This window comes from Streptomyces sp. NPDC046866 (assembly GCF_040704625.1).
Taxonomy (GTDB): domain Bacteria; phylum Actinomycetota; class Actinomycetes; order Streptomycetales; family Streptomycetaceae; genus Streptomyces.
In genome coordinates this window covers 154,493-163,089 of the sequence record NZ_JBEYXN010000020.1, presented here as the reverse complement: position 1 = coordinate 163,089, position 8,597 = coordinate 154,493, and the positions used below count along the sequence as shown (strand labels likewise).

Genomic DNA, 8,597 nt, shown 5'->3' with positions numbered 1-8,597 from the left:
GTCGGCGGAGACCACCACCGTGTGGGACACCCCGGGGGTGTTGTCCACGAAGTTGGTGATCAACCAGTTCAGGTTCTGTGCCGCCTGGCTCATCGAACTCAACTAACGCTCCTGCTGGTAAGTGGGGTCGATGGGGTAGCTGCCGGTCGCCGGTCCGTTGCCGGCCTGGCGACCCTGCTGGATACCGCGTCGGAGGTTGGTCAGACGGCCGCGGACGTCGTCCGGTGCGCGGCTGACCTGCGGGCCGGCCTGAGTGTCGGCCTGCTGTTGTGCGGTGCCGGCCACGAGGTTCGCCCGCGGTACCCGGCGCGGCAGCCCCGAGGTGGTGATGCCGCCGGCGGCGGGCTGGCGCACGCGCTCGGCCTGCCGCATCAGCTCGTCGTTCGGAGACGACTTCCAGCTGACGGTCGGAGTGGTGCCGGTCGTCGCCTGCGCCGGCTCGGCCGCGGGCTCCTGGCCGCGCCGCTGCAGCGGCTGCTGTGGGCGCTGCCGGGCGGCCGGCGCGGGAGCCGGGGCGGCGGCCTGCGGGTGCTGGGGCACCGCCGGCATCTGACCGGTGGACTGCATCGGCCCGGTCGCCTGGGTGCCCTGCTGCGGGTACCAGTTCGACTCGAGCGTCTCGAAGATCGGGCTGCGCTCGCCGCCGAGGCCCTGGGCCGGGGGCAGCGCCTCCGGCTGGGGGGCCTGGGGCAGCTGCGCCTGCGGCAGCTGTGCCTGCGGCTGCGGGGCGTAGCCGCCGACGCCGGGACCGCCGGGCCGCGGGGCCGGGAGGTCGGGCCGGGCGAACTGCCCCGTGGTGGAGGGGTCCGCCGGGCCGCGCACGTCCGGGCGCTCGAACTGGCCCGTGGTGGAGGCGTGGCCGGCCTGCGGGAGCGGCGCGTTGAAGTCCGGGCGGGGGAACTCGGCCGTCGAGCCGGGGCCCGAGAGCTCGTCGTGGCCGCGCGGGACCTCCTGGCCGCCGGGGCGGGCCGGATCGGCACCCCAGCTGGTGCTCTGCGGGGCCCCGGCGGGCGCACCGCCGGTGCCCGGGAGCTCCGGGCGCAGGGCGCCGCCGCGCGGCGGCAGCTGCGGCCGCGGGCCGCGCTGGGGAGCCGGGGCGGGAGCGGGAGCCTGGGCCTGGCCGGCGGCCGGGCCGGTGGGGGCGCCGGGCTGCGGCGGCTGCGGCCGCTCGAAGCCGTTGCCCTGCGGGAAGCCGGCCGGACCGGAGGGAGCGGAGGCGGGACGGCCCTGGGGGCCGCCGGCAGGGCCGCGGTTCGGCTGCGGAGCGCCGCCGCCGAAGGCACCCTGGCCCTGGCCGGTCGGCGCGGACGGCATGCCGGGACCGCCCGCCATGCCGGGACCGCCGGACATCCCCGGACCGCCGGGCATCCCCGGACCGCCCTGAGGACGCCCGCCGGGACCGCCCTGCCCGGGCAGCGCGGCGCGCTGGCCCATGGCGGCGGCGATACCGGCACGCTGGCCGGCGCCCACGGGCTGGCGGCCACCGCCGCCCGGGCCGGGGCCCTGGCCCGCGGAGGCGCCGGGACCGCCCTGCGGACCGCCGGAGCCGGGGCCGCCGGGGCCGCCCTGGCCGCCGGGACCGCCCTGGCCCGGCTTCTTGCCGCCCTGGGCGACGTCCACCGGAAGCATGACGAGGGCCGTCGTACCGCCCGAGTCGGACGGGCGCAGCTGGATGCGGATGCCGTGTCGCAGGGACAGGCGGCCGACCACGAACAGGCCCATGCGGCGGGAGACGGAGACGTCCACGGTGGGCGGCGAGGCGAGCCGCTCGTTGATGGACGCGAGGTCCTCGGGGGAGAGGCCGATACCGGTGTCGTGGATCTCGACGAGCACGCGGCCGTCGGGCAGGGCGTGGCCGGTGACCTTGACCTTGGTCTGCGGGGAGGAGAACGAGGTGGCGTTCTCCAGCAGCTCGGCGAGCAGGTGCACGAGGTCGTTGACGACGCGGCCGGCGACGTCGGTGCCGGGCACCGCCGCCAGCTCGATGCGCTCGTACTGCTCCACCTCGGACGCGGCGGCGCGGAGCACGTCGACGAGCGGGACGGGGCGGGTCCACCGGCGGCCCGGCTCCTCGCCCGCGAGGACGAGGAGGTTTTCGCCGTTGCGCCGCATGCGGGTGGCGAGGTGGTCGAGCTTGAAGAGCGAGGACAGCTGGTCCGGGTCGGCCTCGCGCGACTCCAGTTCGGAGATGAGCGACAGCTGGCGCTGGATGAGGCCCTGGGAGCGGCGCGAGAGGTTGGTGAACATCGCGTTGACGTTGCCCCGGAGGAGGGCCTGCTCGGCGGCGAGGCGGACGGCCTCGCGGTGCACGTCGTCGAAGGCCGCGGCCACCTGGCCGATCTCGTCGCGGGTGTGCAGGCCGACGGACTCCACGGAGGTGTCGACGTCCTGCGGGTCGGACTCGGACAGCTGCTTGACGAGCTCGGGCAGACGGTCCTGGGCGACCCGGGTCGCGGTGTCCTGCAGGCGGCGCAGCGAGCGGATCATGGACCGGGCCATGACGAAGGCGCCGACGAGGGAGACACCGAGCACGAGGAGGATCAGGGCACCGTTGATGATCGCGTCGCGCTGCGACTCGTTCTTCAGCTCACGGGCCTTCTGCTCCATCTCCTCGAGGAGGGTGAGCTCGATGACCTTCATCGCCTGGAGCTTGTTGTCGTCCGCGTCGTACCAGTCCAGCCAGGACTTGTACTGGGTCTCCTTGGAGAACTGGTCGGCGGTCGACAGGACGCGGCGGGTGTAGTGGTCCGCCTTGCCGATCTCGGGGTTGCCGTCGCCGAGCGCCGCGAGGAGGTCCTCGGACTTGCCCTGGTAGACGAGCTCGAAGGTCTTCTTCGCCTGGCTCTCGCCGCGGAGCGCGGAGAGGGCGTACAGGCGGTCGTTCTCGGTCAGCTTGGCCGCGGTCTTCTCGTTGCCGTCGGGCAGCGAGGCGGCGATGATCGCGCGCTGGATCGAGGCGTACTCCTTGGCGGAGGAGAACGCCGCCAGGGCGCGGGTACGCTTGATCATCTCCGGGCTGGAGGTGGCCTGGGCCATGTCCTGGGAGAGGGAGAGCAGCGAGACGATCAGGGCGTTGTACTCGGTGACGGTCTGCTGGGCGCCGTTCTGGTACGCCTTCTTGCGGATCGACTCGATCTCGGTGAGCTGGCGGCCGATCTGCAGGATGTTGTTGCGGATCGACTTGAGGGTCTCGTCCTTGTCCTCCGAGCTGTCGACCTTGTCGGTCGCGGCGGCGAAGGCCTTGGCGGCGGCGTCGGTCGTCGCGCGGACGCCCATGACGGAGCTGTCGGGCTTGTCCGTCTTGTTGATGGACAGCGGACCGGCCGACTTGTCGCGCTCCTCCTGGAGCGCGGCGGCCAGGTTGGTGGCCTGCCGGGTCATCGTCGTGAGCAGCTGCATGTGCTCGAGCTGCGCGATGTCGGTCAGCGAGTCGTTGATGCGGAAGCCACCGAGGGTGGTGGCGGCGACGACGGGCAGGGTCAGCAGCGACACCAGGCGCGTGCTGATGCGCCAGTTCTGCATGTGCAGACGGGAACCGGGGCCGGGCGGGGCCTTCGGTATCGAGCCGTCCTTCTCCGCGGACTCGTCGGTCGCCGCCGTGCCCTTGCCCTTGCCCTTGGTCTTGCCCCGGGGCTTGATGCGGGAGGCCTTGGCCTTGGCTTCGGAGGAGTCGGGGCCTGCGCCTTCGATGGCGGGCCCGCGGCCCTGGGCGTGCTGGGGCGAGGAGCCGCGGTCGGTCCCGCCGCGCGGGTCCTGCTCCGCAGCAGCTTCCCCTCGGCCCTGAAGGGCCTGGGGAGACCCCTTGCCATCCCTCTTGAATCGTCCCTGCACTAGCGTCGCAACCTCTGGACCAGGCGTCCCGCCGGGTGACCGGTGGGACGGTGTCGAGTCGTGGGGCGTCGCGGCCCCATGGTGGTCGTCGGTGACCGGCGCGTCTTTGTCTCCTTGCACCACCGCGCGGCGCGTCTCGCGCCACCTGCGCGCCGGCTGTCTCCCGCGGCGGTCCCGCGAATTCCAGCACAGTGGCGGATCTCCAACAAGGTGCGCGTGTCGGCCTCCAGCGTCGGCCACGATGCGTGACAGGCACGCTACGCGATGTGGCACAGGTTTCGGGGCGAATCGGACTTACGCCGCCCAAACGCCGAGGCTGGCAAGGTGTCCCAGTCGTAATGATCAGGAGCGGAATGGCTGATTCAGTGGCGCAATGTCCGTTTCGTGTACCCGAATTGACTGACTGTTATGCCCGTATTGTCGGCTCGCTGGTGAGCAAACTCACATGGCCGTGGCCAATACTTCCCGGTTCAGGCGGGGAATCGGATGTTTAGCCTTGCCCTTTACAGGGTTGACGGAACCGACAACCCCACCGACGACCGAGCCGAGGGCCCGAAAATCCGATGAAGACGACGATGATGTTCCGCAACATAGCCAACCCGCGCCGCACCACCCTCGCGCACCTCAAGGACGCCGAGGAGCTGCAGGCCGTCGAGGCTCCGGAGCACGCCGTCGAGCTGCCCACCCAGACCGCGAACCCGCGCCGCACCGTGCTGATGCACGCCCCGGCCGCCGCCCCCGCCGCCCCGTAACAGGGGCCCGCGGCTCCGGGAGCGCTCCGGAGCAGCCCGGGAGGGAGCACGCAGACGCCCCGCCGCCGGCCCGGCGGCGAAATGAGCGCGGGGCGCCGCTGCCCGCCGCGTTAGCCTGGAGTCCGCAGACTCCAGCCAGCGGACAAACAAAGAGGGGCAGACGCAGCACGTGCGCATCGCCAGGTTCTCGATCGACGGCAATGTCGCGTTCGGCGCGGTCGAGGGCGACACCGCCCCCGGCGCCGAGGGTGAGCTCGTCCTCGACATCATCAAGGGCATCCCGTTCGCGGACTTCGAGCTCTCCGGCACGAAGGTCCCGCTGAGCAAGGTCCGGCTGCTGCCGCCCGTGCTCCCCAACAAGGTCGTGGCCGTCGGCCGCAACTACGCGGAGCACGCCGCCGAGCTCGGCCACGAGGTCCCGGACGCCCCCCTCACCTTCTTCAAGCCCTCCACCTCGGTGGTCGGCCCGGGCGACCCGATCACGTACCCCTCCTTCTCCCAGGACCTCCACCACGAGGCGGAGCTCGCCGTGGTCATCGGCCGCATGTGCCGCGAGGTCCCGCGCGAGCGCGTCAAGGACGTGATCCTCGGCTACACCTGCGCCAACGACGTCACCGCGCGCGACGTCCAGCAGCGCGAGAAGCAGTGGGCCCGGGCCAAGGGCTTCGACAGCGCCTGCCCCCTCGGCCCCTGGATCGAGACCGCCCTGGACCCGGAGGCGGTCTCCGCCGGCCTGGCCGTCCAGTGCACGGTGAACGGCCGGCAGCGCCAGCTCGGCAGCACCCGCGACATGGTCCGCTCCGTCGAGGACCTGGTCGTCCACATCACCGAGGCCATGACGCTGCTCCCCGGCGACGTCATCCTCACGGGGACCCCGGCCGGAGTCGGCCCCCTCAACGTCGGCGACGAGGTCGCCGTCACCATCGAAGGCATCGGCACTCTCACCAACAAGGTGATCAAGCGTGGCTAACGCGACCCCCGTCCGCGTACGTTTCTGTCCCTCCCCGACCGGCAACCCCCACGTGGGCCTGGTCCGCACCGCCCTGTTCAACTGGGCGTTCGCCCGCCACCACGGCGGCACGTTCGTCTTCCGCATCGAGGACACCGACGCGGCCCGCGACTCCGAGGAGTCCTACACCCAGCTGCTCGACTCGCTGCGCTGGCTCGGCTTCACCTGGGACGAGGGTCCCGAGGTGGGCGGCCCGCACGAGCCGTACCGCCAGTCGCAGCGCATGGACATCTACGCGGACGTCGCGAAGAAGCTCAAGGACGGCGGCTACGCGTACGACTGCTACTGCACCACCGAGGAGCTCGACGCCCGCCGCGCGGCCGCCCGCGCCGCCGGCAAGCCCTCCGGCTACGACGGCCACTGCCGCGAGCTGACCACCGTGCAGCTGGAGGCGTACCAGGGCGAGCACCGCACGCCCATCGTCCGCTTCCGGATGCCCGACGAGCCGATCACCTTCACCGACCTGGTCCGCGGCGAGCTGACCTTCACCCCGGAGAACGTGCCGGACTTCGGCATCCTGCGCGCCAACGGCGCCCCGCTGTACACGCTCGTCAACCCCGTCGACGACGCGCTGATGGAGATCACCCACGTCCTGCGCGGCGAGGACCTGCTGTCCTCCACCCCGCGCCAGATCGCGCTGTACAAGGCGCTGATCGAGCTCGGCGTGGCCAAGGGCGTCCCGCAGTTCGGCCACCTGCCGTACGTGATGGGCGAGGGCAACAAGAAGCTCTCCAAGCGCGACCCCGAGTCCTCGCTCAACCTCTACCGCGAGCGCGGCTTCCTCCCCGAGGGCCTGCTGAACTACCTCTCGCTCCTCGGCTGGTCCTTCTCCAAGGACCAGGACATCTTCTCGATCGAGGAGATGGTGGCGAAGTTCGACATCACCGAGGTCAACGCCAACCCCGCCCGCTTCGACCTGAAGAAGGCCGAGGCGATCAACGCCGACCACATCCGCCGGCTGGACCCGAAGGCCTTCGCGGACGCCTGCGCCCCCTGGCTGCAGGCCCCGTTCGCCAACTGGGAGCCCGAGGAGTTCGACACCGCGGCCTGGGAGGCCATCGCGCCGTACGCCCAGACCCGCGTGACCGTCCTGTCGGACATCACCGCCAACGTCGACTTCCTGTTCCGCAAGGAGCCCGTCGAGGACCAGGCCTCCTGGGACAAGGCGATGAAGGGCGAGCCCGCGGCCCTGCTGACCACGGCCCGGGCCCACCTGGAGGCCGCCGACTGGAGCGACCCGGAGTCCCTCAAGCAGGCCGTCCTGACGGCGGGCGAGGCCCACGGCCTCAAGCTCGGCAAGGCCCAGGCGCCCGTCCGCGTGGCCGTCACCGGTCGCACCGTCGGCCTGCCCCTCTTCGAGTCCCTCCAGATCCTGGGCAAGGACCGCTCCCTGTCCCGCATCGACGCGGCCCTGGCCAAGCTGGCCGCGTAGGCGCCCGCGCACCCCGTACGTCCCCGCAGGGGCGGCAGCCGGACCTCCGGCCGCCGCCCCTGCGGCGTTTCGGGCGCCGGCCGGCGCGGGCCGGCGGCGGAGTTCGCCGAGGCGCCCCCGCGGGACGGGCGGGCGGCGTAGCCTCGGCCGTATGCCGATCCGTGCCGTGCTGTGGGACATCGACGACACCCTCTTCGACTACACGGGTGCCGACAGCGCGGGCCTTGCGCGCCGGCTCGCCGAGGACGGGATCGCGCACCGGTACGGGACCCCCGCCGAGGCCCTCGTGCGCTGGCGGGAGGCCACGGCGCGGCACTGGGACCGCTTCGCCGCGGGGGAGGTGTCCTTCCAGGGGCAGCGCCGGGACCGGGTGCGGGACTTCCTGGAGGACCCCGCGATGGACGACGACACCGCCGACGCCTGGTTCGAGCGGTACGTGGAGCACTACCAGGCCGCCTGGACGGTCTTCCCGGACGTCGTGCCCGCCCTGGACGTCCTGGCTGGCCGCTACCGGCACGGGGTGCTGTCCAACTCCTCCAGCGCCAACCAGGACCCCAAGCTGCGCCGGCTCGGCCTGCGCGAGCGCTTCGAGGTGCTCGTGTGCGCCGCCGAGCTCGGGGTCAGCAAGCCCGAGGCCGCGGCCTTCCTCGCGGCCTGCGAGGCGCTGCGCCTGCCCCCGGGCGAGGTGGCGTACGTGGGGGACCAGCCGGAGATCGACGCGCGCGGCGCGCGGGACGCCGGGCTGACCGCGGTCTGGCTGGACCGCGACGGCGGCCGGGGCCCCGGACCCGACGGGGTGCACCGGATCGCCGGGCTCTCCCAGCTCGCCGGGGTGCTGGCCGGGGATACCCGTTTTGGAGCACGGTCAGGCATCCGGTAATGTTCTTTCTGCGCCGCCGAGCGGGCCGAAAGGCCGGACGGAGGCGCCGCCCGAAGGAAAGTCCCCGCAAGGGATTGACTTTTGGTGGGGTATGGTGTAATTGGCAACACGAGGGTTTCTGGTTCCCTTATTCTAGGTTCGAGTCCTGGTACCCCAGCGCAGTGCAGCAGTAACGCAGTGCTTTGCCCCCGTTGTGTAGCGGCCTAGCACGCCGCCCTCTCAAGGCGGTAGCGCCGGTTCGAATCCGGTCGGGGGTACAGATCCTTCCCGCGAGGTGTTCTGGGTAGCTCCCGGACGTCTTGATGCAGGATCGCTAGGGCCCCCGTTGTGTAGCGGCCTAGCACGCCGCCCTCTCAAGGCGGTAGCGCCGGTTCGAATCCGGTCGGGGGTACTGAGGTCTGGTTTAGACCACCTTGGGCTATGGTGTAATTGGCAACACGAAGGTTTCTGGTTCCTTTGTTCTAGGTTCGAGTCCTGGTAGCCCAGCGCAGTGCAGCGTCAGCTGCAAGGCATGCCCCCGTTGTGTAGCGGCCTAGCACGCCGCCCTCTCAAGGCGGTAGCGCCGGTTCGAATCCGGTCGGGGGTACGCATACAGGAGGCCCTCCGCGTTCATCGCGGAGGGCCTCCTTGCTGTTCCCGCCCGACCGGGCCGGGCCCCCCACAAGTACGGGCCCGGAGGCGCGTGTTCGGACG

6 protein-coding genes and 5 tRNA genes are annotated in these 8,597 nt (G+C 71.9%); 9 read left to right on the top strand and 2 right to left on the bottom strand.

The annotated features are described in order from the left end of the window. A partial coding sequence (locus AB0953_RS26245) for a roadblock/LC7 domain-containing protein (protein ID WP_360880323.1) occupies positions 1-102 on the bottom strand: 102 nt, incomplete at its 3' end. Next, on the bottom strand, positions 103-3,831 hold the full coding sequence (locus tag AB0953_RS26240) for a nitrate- and nitrite sensing domain-containing protein (RefSeq protein WP_366862019.1): 3,729 nt from the start codon (positions 3,829-3,831) through the stop codon (positions 103-105). A gap of 563 nt (positions 3,832-4,394) precedes the next feature. Between AB0953_RS26240 and AB0953_RS26235 the strand changes: the two genes are divergently transcribed. The 9 genes from AB0953_RS26235 to AB0953_RS26195 all read left to right on the top strand — a co-directional run bounded on the left by AB0953_RS26235 (position 4,395) and on the right by AB0953_RS26195 (position 8,490). Beyond that, complete coding sequence (locus AB0953_RS26235; protein WP_366862018.1) at positions 4,395-4,583, top strand: hypothetical protein; 189 nt, start codon at positions 4,395-4,397, stop codon at positions 4,581-4,583. Between the two features lie 169 nt (positions 4,584-4,752). Then, positions 4,753-5,553 (top strand): fumarylacetoacetate hydrolase family protein, encoded by an 801-nt coding sequence (locus tag AB0953_RS26230; RefSeq protein WP_366862017.1) that lies wholly within the window; start codon positions 4,753-4,755, stop codon positions 5,551-5,553. Beyond that, complete coding sequence (gltX, locus tag AB0953_RS26225) at positions 5,546-7,024, top strand: glutamate--tRNA ligase (protein WP_366862016.1); 1,479 nt, start codon at positions 5,546-5,548, stop codon at positions 7,022-7,024. The genes AB0953_RS26230 and gltX overlap by 8 nt, the downstream gene beginning before the upstream one ends. Positions 7,025-7,175: 151 nt before the next feature. Further along, positions 7,176-7,904 carry an HAD family hydrolase gene (locus AB0953_RS26220; protein ID WP_366862015.1) on the top strand — a complete coding sequence of 243 codons (729 nt, stop codon included), beginning with the start codon at positions 7,176-7,178 and terminating at the stop codon, positions 7,902-7,904. 85 nt (positions 7,905-7,989) lie between these two features. Continuing rightward, positions 7,990-8,061 (top strand) — tRNA-Gln (locus AB0953_RS26215). A gap of 27 nt (positions 8,062-8,088) precedes the next feature. Beyond that, a tRNA-Glu gene (locus AB0953_RS26210) sits at positions 8,089-8,161 on the top strand. Between the two features lie 61 nt (positions 8,162-8,222). Beyond that, positions 8,223-8,295, top strand: a tRNA-Glu gene (locus AB0953_RS26205). 23 nt (positions 8,296-8,318) lie between these two features. Beyond that, positions 8,319-8,390, top strand: a tRNA-Gln gene (locus tag AB0953_RS26200). A gap of 27 nt (positions 8,391-8,417) precedes the next feature. Further along, positions 8,418-8,490: transfer RNA gene (locus AB0953_RS26195), tRNA-Glu, on the top strand. Positions 8,491-8,597 lie beyond the last annotated feature (107 nt).

Excerpts from the sequence above, each read along its gene's own strand:
- AB0953_RS26235 (WP_366862018.1), top strand. The coding sequence starts at position 4,395 with ATGAAGACGACGATGATGTTCCGCAACATAGCCAACCCGCGCCGCACC.
- AB0953_RS26220 (WP_366862015.1), top strand. The coding sequence starts at position 7,176 with ATGCCGATCCGTGCCGTGCTGTGGGACATCGACGACACCCTCTTCGAC.